This window comes from Streptococcus sanguinis (assembly GCF_050223295.1).
GTDB classification, from domain to species: domain Bacteria; phylum Bacillota; class Bacilli; order Lactobacillales; family Streptococcaceae; genus Streptococcus; species Streptococcus sanguinis_X.
The window spans coordinates 870,825-893,171 of the sequence record NZ_CP071424.1 but is presented as its reverse complement, the minus strand read 5'-3'; the positions used below and the strand labels follow the sequence as shown (position 1 = coordinate 893,171).

The 22,347-nt window shown below is 44.3% G+C and carries 16 protein-coding genes; 6 read left to right on the top strand and 10 right to left on the bottom strand.

From position 1 onward, the window contains the following. Window positions 1-4: 4 nt before the first annotated feature. Window positions 5-2,449, bottom strand: a complete 2,445-nt coding sequence (locus J1C77_RS04500; protein WP_002921653.1) for a bifunctional DnaQ family exonuclease/ATP-dependent helicase — start codon at window positions 2,447-2,449, stop codon at window positions 5-7. Between the two features lie 135 nt (window positions 2,450-2,584). Between J1C77_RS04500 and J1C77_RS04495 the strand changes: the two genes are divergently transcribed. Further along, window positions 2,585-3,223, top strand: coding sequence for an MBL fold metallo-hydrolase (locus J1C77_RS04495; protein ID WP_002921654.1), 639 nt, complete (start codon window positions 2,585-2,587; stop codon window positions 3,221-3,223). A gap of 69 nt (window positions 3,224-3,292) precedes the next feature. On the opposite strand, the gene ftsX is transcribed toward J1C77_RS04495, so the two are convergent. From ftsX to prfB, 3 genes are all read right to left on the bottom strand, one after another. Then, entirely contained in the window at window positions 3,293-4,219 is a 927-nt protein-coding gene (gene ftsX / locus J1C77_RS04490; protein WP_002895888.1) for a permease-like cell division protein FtsX, read from the bottom strand. Then, window positions 4,212-4,904, bottom strand: a complete 693-nt coding sequence (gene ftsE, locus J1C77_RS04485) for a cell division ATP-binding protein FtsE (RefSeq protein ID WP_002895890.1) — start codon at window positions 4,902-4,904, stop codon at window positions 4,212-4,214. Before ftsE ends, ftsX begins: the two co-directional genes overlap by 8 nt. 44 nt (window positions 4,905-4,948) lie before the next feature. Next, a protein-coding gene (prfB, locus tag J1C77_RS04480) for a peptide chain release factor 2 (protein WP_152905387.1) occupies window positions 4,949-6,044 on the bottom strand; the annotation gives its coding sequence in 2 pieces (ribosomal slippage) (window positions 4,949-5,971 and window positions 5,973-6,044; 1,095 coding nt in all). Window positions 6,045-6,353: 309 nt separating this feature from the next. On the opposite strand from prfB, the gene J1C77_RS04475 reads away from it, so the two are divergent. Beyond that, on the top strand, window positions 6,354-7,214 hold the full coding sequence (locus tag J1C77_RS04475; RefSeq protein WP_002921655.1) for a metallophosphoesterase: 861 nt from the start codon (window positions 6,354-6,356) through the stop codon (window positions 7,212-7,214). On the opposite strand, the gene J1C77_RS04470 is transcribed toward J1C77_RS04475, so the two are convergent. From J1C77_RS04470 to J1C77_RS04460, 3 genes are all read right to left on the bottom strand, one after another. Next, window positions 7,208-7,999, bottom strand: coding sequence for a DUF2785 domain-containing protein (locus J1C77_RS04470; RefSeq protein ID WP_002921657.1), 792 nt, complete (start codon window positions 7,997-7,999; stop codon window positions 7,208-7,210). The genes J1C77_RS04475 and J1C77_RS04470 overlap by 7 nt on opposite strands. An 88-nt stretch (window positions 8,000-8,087) precedes the next feature. Then, window positions 8,088-10,784, bottom strand: a complete 2,697-nt coding sequence (locus tag J1C77_RS04465; RefSeq protein WP_002921658.1) for a cation-translocating P-type ATPase — start codon at window positions 10,782-10,784, stop codon at window positions 8,088-8,090. A gap of 285 nt (window positions 10,785-11,069) precedes the next feature. Next, complete coding sequence (locus tag J1C77_RS04460; protein ID WP_042763207.1) at window positions 11,070-11,456, bottom strand: DUF1934 domain-containing protein; 387 nt, start codon at window positions 11,454-11,456, stop codon at window positions 11,070-11,072. A 115-nt stretch (window positions 11,457-11,571) separates the two neighbouring features. On the opposite strand from J1C77_RS04460, the gene J1C77_RS04455 reads away from it, so the two are divergent. From J1C77_RS04455 to J1C77_RS04440, 4 genes are read left to right on the top strand one after another with little or no spacing between them, the layout of a single operon-like run. After that, entirely contained in the window at window positions 11,572-12,873 is a 1,302-nt protein-coding gene (locus J1C77_RS04455; RefSeq protein ID WP_002915501.1) for an HD domain-containing protein, read from the top strand. A gap of 1 nt (window position 12,874) precedes the next feature. Further along, entirely contained in the window at window positions 12,875-13,684 is an 810-nt protein-coding gene (yidA, locus tag J1C77_RS04450) for a sugar-phosphatase (RefSeq protein WP_002921661.1), read from the top strand. Then, entirely contained in the window at window positions 13,684-14,898 is a 1,215-nt protein-coding gene (locus J1C77_RS04445) for an aminoacyltransferase (protein ID WP_002921662.1), read from the top strand. The genes yidA and J1C77_RS04445 overlap by 1 nt, the downstream gene beginning before the upstream one ends. Window positions 14,899-14,912: 14 nt before the next feature. Continuing rightward, a complete protein-coding gene (locus J1C77_RS04440; protein ID WP_002921663.1) occupies window positions 14,913-16,148 on the top strand; it encodes an aminoacyltransferase in 1,236 nt (411 codons plus the stop codon). 32 nt (window positions 16,149-16,180) lie between these two features. On the opposite strand, the gene J1C77_RS04435 is transcribed toward J1C77_RS04440, so the two are convergent. The 3 genes from J1C77_RS04435 to rfbD all read right to left on the bottom strand — a co-directional run bounded on the left by J1C77_RS04435 (window position 16,181) and on the right by rfbD (window position 22,321). After that, entirely contained in the window at window positions 16,181-20,362 is a 4,182-nt protein-coding gene (locus J1C77_RS04435; RefSeq protein ID WP_002921667.1) for a GBS Bsp-like repeat-containing protein, read from the bottom strand. 65 nt (window positions 20,363-20,427) lie between these two features. Then, a complete protein-coding gene (gene tpiA / locus J1C77_RS04430; protein WP_002900651.1) occupies window positions 20,428-21,186 on the bottom strand; it encodes a triose-phosphate isomerase in 759 nt (252 codons plus the stop codon). Between the two features lie 280 nt (window positions 21,187-21,466). Further along, entirely contained in the window at window positions 21,467-22,321 is an 855-nt protein-coding gene (gene rfbD / locus J1C77_RS04425) for a dTDP-4-dehydrorhamnose reductase (RefSeq protein ID WP_002921668.1), read from the bottom strand. Window positions 22,322-22,347 lie beyond the last annotated feature (26 nt).

Below are 22,347 nucleotides of genomic sequence, written 5' to 3'. Positions count from 1 at the left end.
AGTTTCAGTCAAAAAAGTCTTGTAACTCCTGCATAATGGCTGCCTCTGGCAGAATATCCAAAGAAGCCAATTGTGATAGATGATGCTGAATCTGCTTTCCATAGCGTTTACTAGAAATGCGATTATCCAAAAGAATGACAGCTGACTTCTGATGCTCATTACGCCGGGTCCGGCCAATAGCCTGCTTAAGCCGTAAGATGGCAAGAGGCAGTTGATAATCATAAAAGGCATTCTTACCTTCCGCTTTCAGGCGGCTGTTGATCTTTTGTACGAAGAAATCCTTGGGATTGTCAAATGGAATCCGAGTAATCAGCTGAATAATCTGGTCTTGCTCAGCAAAATCCGCCCCCTCCCAGAAGCCGCCAGAGCCCAAAAGGATACCTGCCTCTCCTCTATCGAAACGCCGCTTGATATTACCGGCATCGCCATTTTTATATTGGGCCAAATGCGGCAGAGCCAGCCAGTCCGAAACAGCCAAAAGCAAGTCTTTAGAGGTGAAGAGGACAACGATAGGCAGACCAAGTTCTGCCACTTCTTGCAGGCAAGCAACAATCTCTCGAGCAAAATCCTCAGTTGACAAATCCACTATTGCCGGAAAACTTTCATCTAAAAAGAGCTTCTGCAGTGGCTTCTTCTTGCTTTTCAGCTTGTAAAAGTGATAACTTTCAAAGCCTAGCAACTGCGCCAAATTGACCTTAGAGCTGATTTCCAGAGTAGACGAAACCAAGATAATCTTAGCATTTTCAGGCAGGAAGTCAGTAAAATGCAGCAATTCTGAACGGCCAGCATGCAGAGTCATCAAGCGATGATCTGCCAAAACTTCATCAACCAACCAATAATACTGGTATTTGCCACTGAACAAGTGCTGTAGCTCAGGCAATGCACTAGTCTTTAACTCGGACACATCCTGAAGCAGTCGGGCAATCTTTTCCGGACTTAGCTCAGATGCTTTCTTGCGATGCTTCTCTGCGGCATCAGCCAGCTCAAACTGAATGCTTTGCAAAAGCCGTTGCTGCAGAAGTTCCCCTTCTTCCTGAAGGAGATGATTTATCTGCTGCAGCGTTTTAGTTAGATTTATACTGGCCTGAGAGAAGCTTTCCAAGGCGAAAAACATCTTCTGAGCTTCATCAACTACCAGAACACGATTGTCCAGCAAAGACTGGTCATCCTCTAAACGCGTCAGCAGGTAAGCATGATTAGTAATCACGACTCGACTAGTAGCTGACTTGACCTGTCCCAACCGCCAAAAATCTTCCTCATAAAAAAGAGAATGTTTGCTTAGCTTGCCATCATGACGGATTTCATTGAAGTAGCTTGAGAAGCGATGAGCTTGCCCGATTTCGTTCAAATCACCTGTTTTAGTTTCTGTCAGCCAAACCAAGAGTTGTAGCTTGCAGCGATTCACCAGACTGTTGTCATATTCCCTATCCAATGTCTGATAGAAATGGTCCAGTTTGAGATAATTCTCCGGACTCTTGAGACTGTGAAAGGAAATACCAAAGACTTCCTCCAACAATCGTCCTTCCTTTTGCAGCAGCTGGTCCTGCAGGATCTTAGTCGGAACCGTAACTAGTACTTTTTCCCGGCCTCTAGATAGAATGGGCAGCAAGTAGCCAAAGGTCTTACCTAAGCCAGTCTGCGCCTCTAAAAAACTAGGCTCCTGCTGGTCTAGAGCTTCCTCCATAAAGCGAGCAAACTTGAGCTGTTCTGGCCGCTCTTCTAAGCCCAGCAGGTATAGATTGGTGAGGAAATCCTGCGACAGCTTCTTTTCCGAAGTCAGCTTTTGGGAACGTCGCAGGAAAATACAATGGCAGGATTGCAGTTCCTTATCTTGCTGATCCGGCATCGTCTGATAAACTTCCTCGATAGCCAAGCGCGACTCATAGATAATACTGTCCGCCAAAGTTAGCATTTTCTCAACCAAGGCCTTGGGCAGGCTCTTGATTTTGTCTTGTATTTTTAAAAATAGCTGAGCCGTTGCTTGAGCATCTGCCAGAGCAGTGTGGGCGTTTTCTAAAGAAATATCCAGCAGACCGCAGAGATTCCCCAAGGAGTATTTATCAAAGGTCGGGTAAAAGACCTGAGCCAACTCTACCGTGTCCACACGCGGTGTCAGCAAGTCAAACCCTTCCCAGAAAAGGGCCTCTGCTAGTAGATTAGCGTCAAACTTGACATTATGAGCGACAAAAATCGCATCCTGAATCAACTCATATACCTCAGCTGCTACCTGAGAAAACTCCGGGGCTCGGCCAAGCCGCTCATCATCCAAACCTGTCAGCTCTTTGATATGCTCATCCAGTTCCTCATGAGGATTGACATCTGTTTCATAAGTCTTGGTGATGATTCCATTCTCAATCAGAGCAATGCCAATCTGAATAATCTTTGCACTGCTGCCCGTTCCTGTAGCCTCCAAGTCCACAACGGCATACTTATAATCATTTTGTGTCATACTGCTATGATTATATCATAAAAGCCATTCTGAGACATCTGAAAATTTTCAGCCATAGCCTATGAAGCAATTCTGTGCAAAAAATCCGCTTTTCTGTTACACTCAATAGCAGAATACATTTTCCGAGGAAATCAAATGAAGATTCATAAAATTACCAACCTTGTTGCTTTTGAAAACACCTATATCTTAGAGAACGATCAAGGCCTCCTAGTCGTCGATCCTGGAAGCGACTGGAAAAAGATTGAGCGCAAGCTAGAGGAACTCGCCAAGCCTGTGATTGCTATACTCTTGACCCATACCCATTATGACCACATTATGAGTTTAGAAAAGGTCCGGGAGCACTTTGCCGCCCCACCTGTCTATGTGGCCGATAGCGAAAGCAGCTGGCTCTACACACCGACAGATAACCTATCTGGTCTGGCGCGCCATGCTGATCTGGATGATATTATCTGTCGACCAGCAGAGGAGTTTTTCTCCTACGAGACAGACTATGATCTTGGAGGCTTTCACTTCTATGTGCTTGCAACACCTGGCCACTCCATCGGAGGTGTCTCTCTAGTCTTTCCAAATGACCGCCTTGTTTTGACAGGTGATGCCCTCTTTCGGGAAAGCATTGGACGAACGGATCTGCCGACAGGGAACATGGGACAATTGCTGACGTCCATTCGTGAGAAACTTCTGGTTCTCCCCAAAGACTACGCTGTTTATCCTGGTCACGGTCATGATACCACTATTTCACATGAAAAAATCTTTAACCCATTTTTAGCTCAGTAGCCATTAAAGCAATTAACTATAACAAAAATAGAGTTTGAAATTCTTCAAACTCTGTTTTTTTATGATTTGTTAAATCTTCAAGAAGCGTCTCATAGAGATGATAGATCCCAATGATCCGATAAGAATTCCCAACACAAAGAGTGCTGCTATCATAATCGGACTAAAGAGTTTTGGATCAATCATAGAAAGTCCTTGACCTACTAAGCTCTTATTCATAGTCTGGTAGGCTATACCATATGTCAAATACACTACAAGTGACGGAACTGTTGCTCCTAGCAAGCCAATCCATGCTCCTTCAAACAGGAATGGTCCGCGGATATAGCTATTCTTAGCACCAACCAAGCGCATGATTTGAATCTCGCGACTTCGGGAAATAATGGTAATCCGGATAGTATTGGAAATGAGAAGGATAGCAATGAAAATCAGAAGCGCTGTCCCAATCAATCCCCAGGTTTGGATGAAATTAGAAAACGCAAAGAGATTTTTGGTATTGGTACCCCCATTTTGAACCTCTGAAACACCATCAATCTTACGAGCATCTTTTGTAACAGATTCTACATACTTAGGTGCCTTGGTCTCAACAATATAAGCATCGTAAAGAGGATTATTTTCTTCATCAAAAACATCCCACTCACTACCCATGGTCTCTGTTAGCTTATTATACTGCTCTTGCTTGCTAGAAAAAGTAACCTTCTCTACATTTTTCATAGAAGTCAGAGCATCATAGACTTTGTGGTAGTCCTCATTCTGAACTGTTTGACCTTCTTTTACAATCGTTTCGCTATTATCGAAAACATCCTTACGCATGTATACCATAACGCGGACATTATTGGAAATATCATTTGCCAGCTTGGCTGTATTTAAAATTACTGAAGCAAAAACAGCTACTAAGCTCAAGGTAATCATAACCGAGCTGACAGCCGCTACAGTCATCCAACCATTCCGCGTAAGACTCTTAAGCGACTCAATCAAATGACGAAAAAATCTTCTAATCATCGTATCCGTATTCTCCTTCCGCTTCATCACGTACCACACGGCCATTTTCAATAGCAATAACGCGGTGACGCAGAGTATTTACAATCTGGCTGTTGTGGGTTGCCATCAGGACAGTTGTTCCCTGAAGGTTAATCCGCTCCAGCAGGTTCATAATCTCCCAAGAATTATCTGGGTCCAAGTTTCCTGTCGGCTCATCCGCAATCAGGACTTTGGGGTTATTGGCAATAGCACGCGCAATGGCAATCCGCTGCTGCTCACCACCGGACAGCTCGTTAGGGAATGAGCGGACCTTGTGCTTAAGACCAACCAGGTCCAGCACTTCCATAACCCGCTTTTTAATATTGCGGCGGCGCTCACCGATAACTTCCATGGCGTAGGCAATATTCTCATACACCGTCTTTTTAGGAAGAAGTTTGTAGTCTTGGAAGACGACTCCGACCTGACGGCGCAACATTGGAACATCACGCTTCTTAATCTTAGCTAAGTCAAAATCAGCTACTTTCAGACTTCCCTTATCCAGCTTTATCTCCCGGTAAAGCAAACGAATAAAGGTTGACTTTCCCGCTCCTGAAGGGCCTACAATATAGGCAAACTCCCCAGGTTCTACATTAATAGACACACTACGCAGAGCAGTGGTCCCGTTGCCATACTTCTTGACAACATCTTTCATTTCAATTATTGACATCTATTGAAATTTCCTTTCAATCTAATTCTAATCTCTTACATTTCCTAGTTCAAACGCCATTTCAAATAAGCGTCGATGAAACCATCCAAATCTCCGTCCATCACCTTGTCCACCTGAGCTACTTCGTAACTAGTTCGATGGTCTTTGACCATGGTATAAGGCGTAAAGACATAGGAGCGGATTTGGCTGCCCCAGGAAATTTCCTTCTTATCTCCCTTGAGTGAATCGACTTCGGCTGCTTGTTTCTCTTGCTCTAGCTGATAAAGCTTGGCCTGTAGCATCTTCATCGCCCGATCACGATTTCCATACTGAGTCCGGTCAACCGTAGACTGCACCACAATTCCTGTAGGAATATGCGTCAGTCGCACACCAGTCGAAACTTTATTGACGTTCTGCCCGCCGGCTCCTCCCGAGCGGAAAGTGTCCATCTTAATATCGTCATCGCGAATTTCCACCTCAATGGTGTCATCCAGCTCTGGCATGACCTCTACTGAGGTAAAGGAAGTATGGCGACGTTTAGCTGAGTCAAATGGCGAAATCCGAACCAAACGGTGGACCCCCATTTCTGACTTAAGCAGACCATAAGCGTGCGGCCCTTCAAATGAAAGGGTCACTGACTTAATGCCTGCCTCATCTCCAGCTTGATAGTCCAAGACCTCTACTTTGAAGCCCTTGGCATTACCAAAGCGTGTATACATACGCAGCAACATATCTCCCCAATCCTGGGCCTCTGTACCACCAGAGCCCGGGTGAATTTCAAGGATGGCATTATTATTGTCATAAGGCTCAGATAGGAGCAGGGTCATTTCATAGCTGGTCATCATTTTCTCGAGTTCAGCCAGCTTTTCTTCCAACTCACCCTGAACTGACTCATCCTCGGCCAGAAAATCAAGCAAGATTTCCGATTCATCAAAAAGCTCAGTCATCTGATGGAAATTTTCATAGGTTTGCTTGAGTTCATTCAGCTCTTGAGAAGTTTTCTGGGCTGCAATGTTGTCATCCCAAAAGTCGGGTTCTGTCATCTTATTTTCTAAGATGGCAATTTCTTCTTCCAGACCTTCTAAGTCAAAGAGACCCCCTGAAAGAAGCTAATTTTTCACTATTTGCGTCAATTTTTTGACGAATTTCTGAAATGTCCATAAATACCTCTTTTCACATATCGTTTAATTATAACATAAATTAAACAGTTTGCCTAATCTCACATTCAGCAGCTTACATTTTATCGGATTTTCCCTAGCTAGGCAAGACAAGCGACTCCTTGTCACCCAATTGTTAGAAAAGTAATATAATGACATGGGGTTGGAAGAATTATTTCAAGCCTCCTAGACCTCGACCATGGATAAACGAAATACATGGTTACGATAATTTATGAGGTATTCAGATAAAAGGGAGACTCTCCATGGAGGCTTAAGCATTTCCAAGTTTTGAAAAATATGCTAGACTAAAACCATGACAAGAATCGGATTTATGAGCGACCTCCATCTGGACTCCAATCAGTTTGGAGATTTTGAGCGCCAAGCTCTTCGCCATCTTTTAAAAGAGGAAGGGATTGACCACCTACACATCGCTGGAGACCTGTCCAACGACCTAACCAAGATTAGTTTGCCCTTTCTTGAAACTTTAAAGCAAGAGATTCCCCTTTCTTTTAATCTAGGAAATCACGATATGCTGGGACTTTCTGAGCAAGAAATTTCAACCTATGATTTTCAGGTCCAACAGTTCGGCCAGACCAAGCTCGTCAGCTTTTCTGGCTGGTATGACTACAGCTTTGTTCCAGAAAAAAGCAAGGAAGAGCATCTGAGAACCAAGACTAATTTCTGGTTTGACCGCAGATTGGAGCGTCAATTCGACGATCCCAGTATTACGGCCCAGACACTGCAAAAGTTAGAAAAACTGCTGGCTACTTTAGATGACCCCATTATCGTTGCTCTGCATTTTGTCCCCCATCAAGACTTTCTATACGACCATCCCTATTTCCAGCGCTTCAACGCCTTTCTAGGAAGCCAAGCTTTTCATCGGCTCTTTGTCAAATACAGAGTGAAAGAGGTGGTTTTCGGTCATCTCCATCACCGCCACCAAAGCCGTGTCATCGAAGGTGTCCGCTACCATATGCGTCCTCTGGGCTACATTCGTGAATGGGAACTGACTCGGAACTTTTTTAATGATTTTCCTCAGTATCAGATTCCTCAGATGTATCGCTTGCATAAGCGTTATAATGCTGTCAAAGATTTAGCCGAATTTCGAGACTATAAGAAAAAACACCTAGCAGACGAACTGCGAGATGCTTTAACGGTGATTGAAGTTCAGTAATGGAAATGTTGAATAGCAGCTCTTAGCTCATCTGAGAGCTGCTGTTTGCTGTCCAACTGCACATAAACTTCTAATAAGCAGGAACGAAAATTGGAAAAAGCAATGAAATCTTGGTTGTTTTCCAATGGAAAACTCTGTGATTGAAGCCACAGTCTAAGTTCATGCTGCGACAGTTTTTTCTTTAAGACAGCTTGATAGAGCACCTGGGCTAAGCGCCAATCCTCATCATTTCCGAAACGGACTGAAACTCTTTTAAAAACTTGATGAATGACCTCTAAAACCTCTGGCATCCTACTGGAGAGAAAGTCCGGATGACAAGCCACTTCTGTCAATAAGTCTGCTCCATGAGCGAAGGCATGAACCCAACCGTATTTTCTAGAGTAACCTCTTGTGTCTCTTTCTACTGACAAGTAGATTAGCCCCTTATCTAGTAAATATTTTCTTCCTTGCATAGGTAAAGCCTGATAATACGAAGAGTCTGGATTACCATCGCAGTTTAAGAGATTAGCATAAAGTAAAGCCGTGAAGGAACGTGTTAAGGTGGCTTGATCATTTTCGTCACTCTTGTAAAAAGGTCCTTGTCTTTTGACTGCTTCTTGAGCCAAGAAACGAAACTGTTCAACTGAAAGCAGATCAGTCTGAAGTCCCCTCGCTAAGGACGAAAAGACTAACTCATCACGGACTGCCACTTCTGGATGACCAATATGATCCAGTAACCATAAGATTTCTTCCTCATAATATAAAGGAGAAGCTTCTTCCAACTTCTCTCGTAAGTTTTGATACATACTTTCATCGTCCTTTCAAGTTGCTTTCTTTAAATTTGATTATATCGCCTTGTACGTAAAAAAGCCATCCGCAGATGACTTTTTGCTGTTAAATAGCATTCTTATCCATACCTAATTTACGTTGGATGAACTTAACAATCTCAACAATAACAATCATGGCAAAGCTACCAAGCAAAACAACTGTCCATTGTGACAAGTCCAGCTTGGTCACATGGAAAATCTTTTCCAGTGGATCAATTACAATGGTTGAAATCAATAGGATGAAAGAAACCAGGATAGACCAGTTAAAGGTCTTAGACTTGAATGGACTAACTGTAAAGATAGATTGATAAACAGATTTCACATTATAAGCATGGAAGAGCTGGATGAGTCCAAGAGTTGCAAAGGCCATTGTCAGAGCATCCGCATGGATAGCAGTTTGATTACCAAGATGAACTGGATTCGAAATAGCATAGCCATAGACTGACAGGACTAACATAGCTTGTAGAATACCTTGATAAATAATTGAATTCATGACTCCACCTGAGAAGAAACTTGACTTACGACCACGAGGTTTATGATTCATAGCACCAGGCTCAGCTGGTTCAACTCCCAGAGCAATAGCTGGGAAGGTATCTGTTACTAGGTTAATCCAAAGTAGGTGAACTGGCTGCAACACATCCCAACCAAATAACGTTGCAAAAAATATCGTTAATACTTCTGCTATATTAGCTGAAAGTAGGTATTGAATAGTCTTTTGAATATTAGAAAATATTTTCCTTCCCTCTTCAACGGCTACGATTATTGTCGCAAAATTGTCATCCGCTAAAATGATATCTGAAGCCCCCTTAGATACTTCTGTACCTGTAATACCCATACCGATACCGATATCAGCTGTCTTCAGAGCTGGCGCATCATTAACACCATCACCTGTCATGGCTACGACCTTACCTTGGTTTTGCCATGCTTTGACAATCCGAACCTTATGCTCAGGCGAAACTCGGGCATAGACAGAGTATTGGCCAACAATCTTTTCGAATTCTTCATCAGAAAGCTCATTGAGCTCTGCGCCAGTCAGGACATGGTCTTCAGTATCTCCTTCTTCGATGATACCCAAGCGCTTAGCGATAGCTTCTGCTGTATCCTGATGGTCACCGGTAATCATAATTGGACGAATACCTGCTTCCTTGGCTACACGAACAGCTTCTGCTGCTTCTGCACGTTCTGGGTCAATCATACCGATTAAACCAGTAAAGATTAAATCATTTTCTAGATTTTCAGATGTCAAGTCAGTCGGAACTGCATCAATAATCTTGTAGGCGCCAGCCAGCACGCGCAGAGCTTGGTGAGCCATGTCTGAGTTGTTAGACTTAATCAGCTGTGAAGTAGCATCATCAATCGCTGCAACATCTCCAGCCTTATCACGGGCAACACAGCGTTTCAATAGTTGATCTGGTGCTCCCTTGACTGCCACTAAGAATTTCCCATCTGGCAATGGATGGACAGTAGACATGAGCTTACGATCTGAATCAAAGGGCAGCTCAGCTACTCGAGGATATTTCTCTAAAAAGGCCTTCACATCGTAGCCCTTGTCCAAAGCATACTGGATAAAGGCTGTTTCCGTTGGGTCACCAATTAGCTTTCCTTCTTGGTCAATCTTGGTATCATTGGCCAAAACAACCGAACGTAAGAGCGGCAGCTCCAGTCCAAGTTCAATATCTTGTCCAGCTTCATTCAGGACCCCGTCATAAAAGACTTTTTCGACCGTCATCTTATTCATAGTCAGGGTACCAGTCTTATCAGAAGCGATAATCTCAGTTGAACCCAAAGTCTCAACAGCCGGAAGCTTACGGACAATCGAATTCCGCTTAGCAAGAACCTGAGTTCCCAAAGCCAGCACGATGGTAACGATAGCAGGCAGACCTTCAGGGATAGCCGCAACTGCCAAGGCTACAGAAGTCATCAGCTCATCCAGTGGATTTTTACCTTGAATGAAGACACCGACTACAAAAGTCACTGCAGCAATCACCAAGATAGCATAGGTCAGAACCTTAGACAGACTATTAAGATTTTGCTTGAGCGGTGTGTCCGTTTCATCCGCATCCTGCAACATACCTGCGATGTGACCGACTTCCGTATACATCCCTGTATTAACAACCAATCCAACCCCTCGACCATAGGTCACATTTGAGTTTTGGAAGGCCATATTGACCCGGTCGCCAATACCAGCATCTGCAGCTACCTCAACAGTCAAATCTTTCTCAACCGGCACAGACTCACCTGTCAGAGCCGCTTCTTCTATTTTCAGTGAATTAGCTTCTAAAAGCCGCATATCCGCTGGGACAACATCGCCGGCTTCCAGTCTAACGATATCACCAGGTACCAACTCCTTAGAATCTACTTCTGTGACATGGCCATCACGAAGGACACGCGCAGCCGGGCTGGACATTGATTTGAGAGCCGCAATCGCTTCTTCAGCCTTGCCTTCCTGATAGACACCAAAAATGGCATTGATGATTACGACCGCTAAGATGATTAAAGCATCTGCGATGTCTTCACCACCTGATGTGACAACAGACAAGACAGCTGCTACCAACAAGATGATAATCATCAAATCCTTAAACTGCTCCAAAAACTTCATTAAGAGAGATTTTTTCTCCCCTTCATCCAGTTCATTGCGGCCATAATCAGCTAAACGCTTGGCTGCTTCTTGACTGGACAAACCTTGCTCTGAAGCGTCCAAAGTTTTGAAAATTTCCTCAGGACTCTGGGTGTAAAAAGCTTGGCGCTTTTGTTCTTTTGACAATGTATTCCTCCTCTTGGTCTCTTTTATTTCTGAACTTTTCTAACCACTACGACTCATCATCTCAAGCCGAATCAGTCATATCCAAAAAGTCAGAAACAAAAAAGAGACCTGTTTATTAACAAGTCTCGCTATTTCATACAAGGCCGGAAATTTCTTTCGTATTGACGACCTTGTAACGGTTATTCCGTTAGCTACTCCCTTGAGTTAGAAACTATTATACCAAATTTTCACGCTTTTGCAAGGGGAAACATTATGATTTTCAAGAGTTTTCTTGGAGAATAGCAATTAACCCCAGCTAATCTCCATTTCATAGCTGGCAAAAATCTGCTTTCCATCAACAGTTTTCAGCTGATAATGAAGTTGCAGAATTTGCTTGGTAAAATCAACCTTATAGAAAGGAGTATCTGTCACAAACCGCTGCAAGCCCACAGGTGTATGGATGCCAACCAGCGCCTGTCCTTGACTGATGAAGCGTATGATGGACTTAGGCTCGGAAAAGCGCGTCATAACCAACTCTTTATCGTGAAACTTCAGAACTACTTTCTCCCCTTCTTCATTCTTGTAAAGCAGATAATGAAAGTCTCCTTTTTGCGTCCAGTCCGTATCGTAGACCTGATCGATTAGCTCGGTATGCCCGTCCAGCTGGATGTGATTTTTTATTCTAATTTGCATCTTCATCTCGTTTCTCTTTTTCTTTCCCTATTTTATCAAAAAAAGAACAAAATTGCTCTTCTTTCAGTTGCAGCTTTGATTTTTTTCCTACTATGATTTGTGGTATAATGGTAGCATGATTGAAAAAGTATTTCGGGACCCGGTTCATAATTATGTTCATGTGGACCATCAGGTTATTTATGATTTAATCAATACCAAAGAATTTCAACGGCTGCGCCGCATCAAACAGCTGGGTACTTCTGGCTATACTTTCCACGGCGGGGAGCACAGCCGTTTTTCGCATTGTCTGGGAGCTTATGAGATTGCCCGGCGTATCACCAAGATTTTCAATGAAAAATACCAAGCCAACTGGGACAGCCATGAAAGTCTGCTGACGATGACAGCCGCTCTCCTGCATGACTTGGGGCACGGAGCTTATTCACACACTTTTGAGCGCCTCTTTGATACTAATCACGAGGACATTACGCGGCAAATCATCACCAGTCCAGAGACGGAGATTCATCAGGTACTGGTGCAAGTTTCACCAGATTTCCCAGAAAAGGTAGCTAGCGTCATCAACCATACCTATCCCAATAAGCAGGTGGTCCAGCTGATTTCCAGCCAGATTGATGTGGACCGGATGGATTATCTCTTACGCGATTCCTTCTTTACTGGCGCTTCCTATGGGCAATTTGACTTAACTAGAATTTTACGAGTGATTTGTCCAGTAGAAAACGGCATTGCCTTCAAGCGCAATGGCATGCATGCGGTTGAAGACTATGTAGTCAGCCGCTACCAAATGTATATGCAGGTCTATTTCCACCCGGCCAGCCGTGCTATGGAAGTTCTGCTGCAAAATCTGCTCAAGCGGGCTAAGTTCCTCTATCCGGCTCAGAAGGATTATTTTGCGCTGTCATCGCCCAATCTCATTCCATTCTTTGAAAACAGAGTGACCCTGCAGGATTATCTGGCCTTGGATGATGGTGTTATGAATACCTATTTCCAAGTCTGGATGACTAGTCCAGACAAGATTTTATCTGACTTGGCTCAGCGTTTCATCAACCGCAAGGTCTTTAAGTCTATCGTCTTCTCTCAGGAAAACGAAGCGCATTTGGATATCATGCGAGACCTAGTTGGACAAGTTGGTTTTGACCCTGATTACTATACTGCTATCCATCGTAATTTTGATTTGCCTTATGATTTCTACCGGCCTGACGTTGAAAAACCCCGGACCCAGATTGAAATCCTGCAAAAAGATGGTAGCCTAGCAGAACTGTCCAGCCTGTCTCCTATCGTTCATTCGCTAGCCGGAACTAGACAAGGCGATAATCGCTTCTACTTCCCCAAGGAAATGCTAGCAGAGACCGGACTTTTCAGCGAAAAAAATCAGACTTTTATGCACTATATCAAAAACGACCAATTTACCTACGGAGAATAATATGTCTATCAAATTAGTTGCCGTTGACATTGACGGTACCCTTTTAAATAACCAAAAAGAAATCACTCCTGAAGTCTTCAGCGCTGTTCAGGATGCCAAGGCTGCTGGTGTCAAGATCGTCATTGCAACCGGCCGTCCTATTGCGGGTGTTCAAAAGCTTCTCGAGGAGCTAGAGCTTAATCAGCCAGGCAACTATGTCGTTACCTTCAATGGCGGACTGGTGCAGGATACTGTTACAGGTCAAGAATTAATCAAAGAAACACTGACCTACGACGACTATCTGGATATCGAACTGCTCGGGCGAAAATTAGGCGTCCACATGCATGCCATCACCAAGGACGGCATTTATACTGCCAATCGCAACATCGGCAAGTACACTGTTTACGAGTCCAATCTGGTCAGCATGCCTATCTTCTACCGCACACCTGAAGAAATGGCCAATAAAGAAATCGTCAAGTGCATGTATATTGATGAACCGGAAATTCTGGATGCGGCCATTGCTAAGCTGCCTCCGGAATTAGCCGAAAAATATACACTGGTCAAGTCAGCTCCTTTCTATCTGGAAATTGTCAAAAAGACTGTCAATAAAGGAGCTGCTATCCTTCATCTGGCTGAAAAGCTTGGCTTGAGCAAGGAGCAGACCATGGCTATCGGTGATGAAGAAAACGACCGCGCCATGCTGGAAGCTGTTGGCTCTCCTGTTGTCATGGAAAACGGTAAGGAAGAACTCAAGAAAATCGCCAAATATATCACCAAATCGAACGACGAATCCGGCGTAGCACACGCCATTAGAGAGTGGGTTTTAAAATAATGTTTAGCTACAAAATTGGAATTTCAGCTCAGGAACACGACGATTTTGTCACGGCTCATCCGCAGGCCAATCTTCTGCAGAGTTCAGCCTGGGCTCAAATCAAGGACAACTGGGAAAACGAACGCTTGGGCTTCTATAAAGACGACCACTTGGTTGCTGCAGCCAGTGTCTTGATCAAACCACTGCCCTTGGGGATGACCATGCTTTATATTCCGCGCGGTCCCATAATGGACTATGGTGACAAGGAGCTGCTGACCTTTGTTTTGGCGTCGCTCAAGAAATTTGCCAAGGAGAAAAAAGCGCTCTTTGTCAAGTTTGACCCTAGCCTCTTTCTGGCAGAAAGCAAGATGGGCGACGAATTGCAAGACAAAGCAGAAACGCTTGAGCTGATCCAAAAGCTGCAGCAAGCAGGCGCTGTCTGGGTTGGACGGACTGAGTCTCTGGACGAAACCATCCAGCCTCGCTTGCAGGCCAATATTCATAAAGAAGACTTCAGCGAGGAGCTGCTTTCTAAGAGTACCCGACAGGCTATTCGCACTGCCCGTAACAAAGGCATTCAAATCCAATTTGGCGGAGCAGAATTACTGGATGACTTTTCAGCCTTGATGAAGAAAACGGAAAATAGAAAAAATATCCACCTACGCGACAAAGACTATTACCAAAAACTTTTGGATACTTATCCTGAGCACTCCTACATCACCTTATCCAGCATTGATCTAAAGGCACGCTTGGAAGACTTGCAGACTCAGCTGACCAAGACACTTAAAGAAGCAGAGAAATTTACCGAGAAAACCAAGCCTGGCAAGATTGAGAATAACCAGCAAGAACAAAAACGTCTCCAAGAAGAAATTGACTTCCTGCAGGATAAAATCAGCCAAGGAGCTGCTGTCGTTCCCCTATCTGGTACACTGGTCTTAGAATACGGCAAGACCTCTGAAAATATCTATGCCGGAATGGACGAGGATTACCGCCGTTACCAGCCAGCCATCATCACTTGGTACGAAACGGCCAAACATGCTTTTGAGCGCGGAGCTGATTGGCAAAATATGGGCGGAATCGAAAACGATCTCAAGGGCGGTCTCTACAGCTTTAAATCCAAGTTCAATCCGACCATTGAGGAATTCGCTGGTGAGTTTAATCTGCCAACTAATCCCCTCTACCATCTCTCCAATCTGGCCTACACTCTCAGAAAGAAACTGCGCAGCAAGCATTAAAAGAAAGGAAGCCTATGACCTTTAAACTTCTCAGCCAAGAAGAATTCATCCAGCATACCTCAGCTAGCTCCCAACGCTCTTTCATGCAGACCGTAGAAATGGCAGAGCTACTGAGCAAGCGTGGCTTCAGTACCCAGTATGTTGGCTACACTGACCCACAGGGACAGGTAGTGGTGTCTGCTGTCCTCTACAGTATGCCGATGACTGGCGGCCTCCATATGGAAATCAACTGCGGCCCTGTCTCTACCGATGCTCAATACTTGACTCCCTTCTATCAAGCTTTGCAGGCTTACGCTAAAAAAGAAGGCGCTCTAGAGCTCATCATCAAGCCCTACGAGACTTATCAGACCTTTGACAGCAATGGCCAGCCCACATCTGATGAAAAAGTCGAGCTTATCCAGCAACTGACTGATTTGGGCTTTGACTTTGACGGCTTACAGACAGGCTATCCAGGCGGGGAGCCTGATTGGCATTATGTCAAAGACTTAACTGGTCTGACAGAGAAAGACTTGCTCAAGTCCTTCAGTAAAAACGGCAAGGCGACCGTCAAAAAGGCGAATACCTTTGGCATCAAGCTAAAAAGGCTAGAACGTGACCAACTCAGCGTTTTCAAAGACATCACAGCTGCTACTTCTGACCGGCGGGAATATGATGACAAGCCACTAGACTACTATCAAGATTTTTATGATAGCTTTGGTCAGCAGGCGGACTTTATGACAGCCAGTCTCAACTTCAAGGATTATCTTCAGAACTTACAAAAAGACCAAGAGAAACTGGGCCAGAAAATCCAGAAACTGCAGGCGGACTTGGAAAAAAATCCTCAATCTGAAAAGAAACAAAATCAGCTGCGAGAACTTTCCAGCCAGTTTGATAGCTTTGAAACCCGCAAAGCTGAAGCCCAAGAACTAATTGATAAGTACGGCGACCAAGACCAAATCCTGGCTGCCAGCCTCTTTATCTATACCCCCCAGGAAGCAACCTATCTCTTCAGCGGCTCCTATCCTGAGTTTAATAAATTCTACGCTCCAGCCCTGCTACAGGAATACGTTATGACCGAAAGTATCAAGAGAGGCATTCCATTTTACAATTTCCTCGGTATTATGGGAATTTTCGACGGTTCTGACGGTGTTCTGCGCTTCAAACAAAACTTCAACGGCTTCATCATCCGAAAAATGGGAACTTTCCGCTACTACCCTAACCCTATCAAGTTTAAGCTGCTTCAGCTCATAAAAAAAATTCTAAGACGTTAAAAAACCAAGGGAAACCTTGGTTTTTTGTATGTTTATCTATAACGAGGTGTCGCAAAACCACGGATATTTCCATGACCGATGCGGTAAGTGTTGCGTTTAACTACGTTATTGCTGTTGCCTTCAATCGTGTGAATGATACCATTCTCAACTTTTTCGACAATACCGATATGATCAGCCCAGCCATCATTTTGCTGGGTATCTTTGTCCCAGTTAAAGGTGATGATATCACCTGCGCTAGGAGTCGAATTACCATCTTCATTCCAGATACCTAGTCTTTGGAAAATATGAATATGGCGCTCTACACCGCACTCACGGCCGATAAGATCGCTCAAGCCTTCTCTTTGGAAAATAACCGTCGTGAAAATGTCGCACCAGTCATCTGTGTTTTTTACAGCGTAGCCAACTGGCAGCGGTCTGACACTGTTATAATCGTTGACCAAGCGCTGATGCTCAGCACTACCTCCCCTGACACCTACCATTGCAGCTGCCGCTGCAAGAACACGGTCGCGCTGACTAGCTGACTGAGGACGGTTCACGGAGATAGAGGTCTTTTCTCCACCAGCTCCTTGCAACTGATTTTGATTATTTAAGTAATACAAGTGAACATTGTATTCGCCTGCATTATTCTTATGGTCACGTGCGTAAACATGCTTACGATAAGTACCGTCAGCCTGACGATCAGCCGTGTACCATTGGACATCATCTTGGCCGTTGGCCTCTGACCAAGTCGGCAAGTAAACTGTCTTGAGGCCTTCTGGTGCCACAATGCCTGATACTACAATGTCAAACTCTCCAGTATCATTATTCTTATTTTGAATACTGATTTTACCCTGCGGCTTACTGATAGAAACATTGGTCTTGATGCCGCCTGCTCCTACCAGCCTGCCATCATTTTGCACATAGTAGAGATGTACATTATATTCGCCCTGAACGTTGTTATGGTCACTCGCACGAACTCGCTTCCGATAGGTACCATCCGGCTGACGTTCCGCGTTGTACCACTTGATATCATCCTGACCGTTGGCCTCTGACCAGGTTGGCAGGGAAACAGTCTTGAGACCGCCTGGCGATACAATATCTGAAACCACAATATCAAAATCGCCAGTTTCGCTGTTACGATTCTGGATACTGATTTTACCCTGTGGTTTAACTGCTGACACATTGGTTGTAGTACCGCCAACACCGACTAACTGCCCGTCGTTACGGACATAGTAAAGATGGATATGATACTTACCAACTGAGTCTTTATGTTTACTAGATTCAACAGTAACTTTATAGGTACCATTAGCCTGCTGAGTAGCTGTATACCAGATAATATCGTCTTGACCGTTAGCTTCAGACCAAACCGGAACACTGACAGCAGACACTTCATAAGGGGCAGAAACGTTCGAAATCACAACATCAAAACTGCCGTTGACATTATTCTTATTTTGAATACTTATGTTGCCCTTTGGCTTGCCTAGAGAAACATTAGTCTTGATGCCACCAGCACCAACCAGATTGCCATCATTTTGCACATAGTAAAGATGAATATTGTACTCGCCCTCAACATTTTTGTGATCACTCACACGGACTCGCTTACGATAGGTACCATCCGGCTGACGTTCTGCGTTGTACCACTTGATATCATCTTGGCCGTTGGCTTCAGACCAGGTTGGCAAGGAAACTCCTTTCAGACCGCCTGGCGATACGATATCTGAAACCACAATATCAAAATCGCCAGTTTCGCTGTTGCGATTCTGGATGCTGATTTTGCCCTGCGGCTTGCTGATAGAAACGTTGGTCTTGATACCGCCTGCTCCTACTAACTTGCCATCATTTTGCACATAGTAGAGATGAATATTGTACTCGCCTTGGACATTGTTATGATCGCTCAGGCGAACTCGTTTCCGATAAGTACCATCAGCCTGACGTTCTGCATTGTACCACTTGATATCATCTTGGCCATTGGCCTCTGACCAAGTTGGTAGGGAAACTTCCTTCAGACCGCCTGGCGATACGATATCTGAAACCACAATATCAAAATCGCCAGTTTCGCTGTTGCGATTCTGAATACTGATTTTACCTTGAACTTTTGGTTTTTCTATAGAAATAGTCGTTTTAGTGCCATTTACACCTACCAAGCTGCCATCATTTTGCACATAGTAGAGATGCACATTGTACTCACCCTCAACATTTTTGTGATCGCTCAGACGGACACGCTTACGATAGGTGCCATCAGCTTGACGCTCAGCGTTGTACCACTTGATATCATCTTGGCCGTTAGCCTCTGACCAAGTTGGCAGGGAAACTTCCTTCAGACCGCCCGGAGATGAAATACCTGAAACCACAATATCAAAATCGCCGGTTTCTTTATTTCGATTTTGAATACTGATGGTGCCCTTAGGTTTTCCAAGAGAAACGGTCGTTTTAGTGCCGCTTACACCAACCAAGCGGCCGTCATTTTGAACATAGTAGAGATGGACGTTGTACTCGCCCTGCACATTATTGTGATCGCTCAGACGGACACGCTTACGATAGGTGCCGTCAGCCTGACGTTCAGCAGTATACCATTTGATATCATCTTGGCCGTTGGCCTCTGACCAAGTTGGCAGAGAGACAGTCTTAAGACCACCCGGAGATGAGATACCTGAAACTACAATATCGAAATCACCAGTTTCGCTGTTGCGATTCTGAATGCTGATTTTGCCCTGTGGCTTGATGACAGATACATTGGTTGTAGTACCACCAACACCGACTAATTGACCGTCGTTGCGGACATAGTAGAGATGGACATTGTACTTGCCAACTGAATCCTTATGTCTGCTAGAATCAACAGAAACTTTATAAGTACCATTAGCCTGCTGAGTGGCTGTGTACCAGATAATATCGTCTTGACCATTAGCTTCAGACCACACTGGAACACTAACGACAGACACTCCATAAGGAGCAGAAACGTTCGAAATCACAACATCAAAGCTGCCGTTGACATTATTCTTATTCTGAATACTGATGTTACCATTTAAAGGCTGCTTAGCAAGAGCAGACTGCTGGGTAAATCTTCCGGAGTAGTCAACGCTATGGTCAAATACATGCTTGCCAGCTAACAGCTGAGCCTGAGCTGTAAACTGCCATGCTCCAGCGCCACTGTTGTATTTGAGAGATTTAGCTCCATCAAGATTTAAATTAGAAGACGGATACTGGGCCACCCAGAAGTTGCTATAGCCAAATTGCGATGTATTAACCGGTCCCTTGCTACGAAGATTATTTTGATCCAGCCAGCTGGCGCTAGTATAATACATCAGGTTTGAATAACCCAGTCTGCGCATCTCATCCGCCCAAGCCTGAGTATGCTGGTTGATCCCATTTTGCATTTTAGGATCTTCCATATCATTGACCATAACTGTATTTTTAGGAAGACCTAGTCTATTAGCAAAGGCAGCGTAATAACGAGCTTCGGCTCTCGCTTCTTCATCACTGGTATAGTGTGAGAAGGCATAGGTCGATACTTGTAAACCAGCTCCCTGTGCATTTCTCACTTGAGACTCAGCAAATGGATTCGTGTAATGGGTTCCTTCAGTCAATTTGACAACGACACCACCAACCCCTTGCTGGGCTAATTTACGATAGTCGTCTACGCTGATATGGCCATTGTGACTGCTGACATCTACAAAGGAAGTACCTTTAATCTCTGCTTGGGAATTCCCGCGGGCTGCCTGAGCCTTTGACCCAGCATTATAAAATACAGTTTTTCCAGCATTACTAGCTTTTGGTGCTGATGCTACTGCAGGACTGGCCTTTGGCTCTGAGGCAGTAGCAGAATCTGCAACAGAAGAACTTGCTTTTGCTGACTGATCAGCTGCAGTTTCATTCTGATTAGAAGCATTTGCATCTGGCTGACTTTGCACTTCTGGCTTAGCAGAAGCTACCTGAGTTTCTACAGGAACTGATTGAGCTGCTCCTCCAGACTCAACAGCTGTTCCTGTAGCGTTCGTTGCTTCCTCCTCTTGCTTAACAGCTTGAACTGACTGTTCTGCAGATGATACTGCTACAGTCGGCTGATTAGACGTTTGTGATGCGGCCGCATTGACTGTCTGATTCTGGGAACTAACAGACCTTTCTGTTTTTAAAACTCCTGACTCAGCGACAGTATGTTCCTCGGCTTTTGCAACATTGGCAGTCGCTGCCAACAAAATAGCCGTACTCGCTAAATAAACTAATTCTTTCGATTTCAACTTTTCTCTCCAACTTTTAAAAAACTTGTCACCTTTGGGAGGACAAGTCTTTTTTCAACATTTTTTTATTTTACAAAATCAAGCAATGCCAAGAAGCTTTCAGCTTCAAGTGATGCACCACCAACAAGAGCACCGTCAACATCTGGACAAGCCATGTAAGACGCAACATTTTCAGGTTTTACAGAACCGCCGTACTGAACGCGAACCTTATCTGCTACTTCTTGACCAAAATCAGCTGCGACAACGTCACGAACTGCTTTACACATCTTTTGAGCGTCGTCTTGAGTTGCTGACTTACCAGTACCGATAGCCCAGATTGGCTCATAAGCGATAACCAATGATGCAACTTGTTCAGCTGTCAAGTCTTTCAAAGCAGCTGATACTTGAGCACCAACGAAATCTACAGCTTTGCCAGCTTCGTAAGTTTCAAGCGACTCACCACAGCAGATGATTGGCACCAGACCATTGCGGAAGATAGCATGCGCTTTTTTGTTGATGTCTTGGTCTGTTTCATGGAAATAATCGCGGCGTTCTGAGTGACCGATAACGATGTAGTCAACTCCAACTTCTGCAAGAACTTTAGGGCTGTTTTCACCAGTGAAGGCACCTGCATCTTCAAAGTAAGCGTTTTGGGCTGCTACCTTAAGATTGCTTCCTTTAGCTGCTGCCAAAACAGTTGTCAAATCAAGTGCTGGAGCAGCGATACCAGCTTCTACTAAATCTGAAGAAGGCAGCTTAGCAGCAACCGCTTCTACAAAAGCCTTTGCTTCTTCAGGATTTTTGTTCATTTTCCAGTTACCAGCAATAAATGGTTTACGTGACATATTCACACACCTCTTCTATTTTATTTATAGTAACATTGTAACATAGTTGAATGAAATAATAAAGGTTATCCACAGAATTTCATCAAATTGAAACATCTTTATTTTAAGGGGATAAGATCTGTGGAAAATTCTTCTCATTATCATTTCCCACCCGCATCTTCGAGCCAGCTCTTTCTCCACCAGAGCACGCACCTCAAAATCACCTCTTCAGTCTGCCAGAAGAAAAAACAGAACCTAGTCTGAGACTAAGTTCTATCGCTGTTATAAACTTCAAAGAAAATCACTGTTTCTTCTCTTGCTTGTAAAATTCTTTTAAGGCATCCTGCCAAGTCGGAATGACAAAGCCTGTAGCCTTGGCCTTGGTCAGGCTCATAGTTGAGTTGAAAGGTCGCTTAGCCTTGGCCGGGAATTTGCTGGAATCAACCGGCTGGACTTCCACATCCGTATCTTTGAGAATTTCCACTGCAAAGTCATACCAAGTGGTGTCCTCAGCCGCATCATTAGACAGATGGTAATAACCAAATTCCTTTTGGTTTTCAGCCAAATGAGTCATAAACTCAGCCAGAGTACGAGTCCATGTCGGACGGCCATGCTGGTCATTGACTACAGTCAGAGTTTTGTGCGTCTTAGCAAGATTTTGCATGGTAAAGACAAAGTTTTTACCGTAGTTACCAAAGACCCAAGCAGTACGGATAATATAGAAACAGCTGGAATATTTCTCAACCAGCTCCTCACCCATGCGCTTGGTACGGCCATACTCTGTCTGCGGATCCGGCCGGTCATCTACTTCCCATTCCTCTCCGACAGGCTTTTGTCCGTCAAAGACATAGTCTGTTGAGATGTAGACCAAGGTCGCTCCGTGTGCTTCAGCAGCTTTTGCCACATTTTCGGTACCGGTCACATTGATGGCATAGTCCAGCTCTTTTCCTTCGTCCTCAGCCGCATCAACTGCAGTATAAGCTGCGCAGTGATAGACCAAGCTTGGCTTGACTTCCGCAAAGACCTTGTCCACCATTTGGGCATTGGTAATATCCATTTCTGCCACATCAACAGCCACATACTCCTCATTGCGCTCATCCAAAAGATAGCGAAGCTCTGTACCCAGCTGTCCATTTGCACCTGTAATTAAAATCATTTGTCTTTCCTTTCACATCATAAACA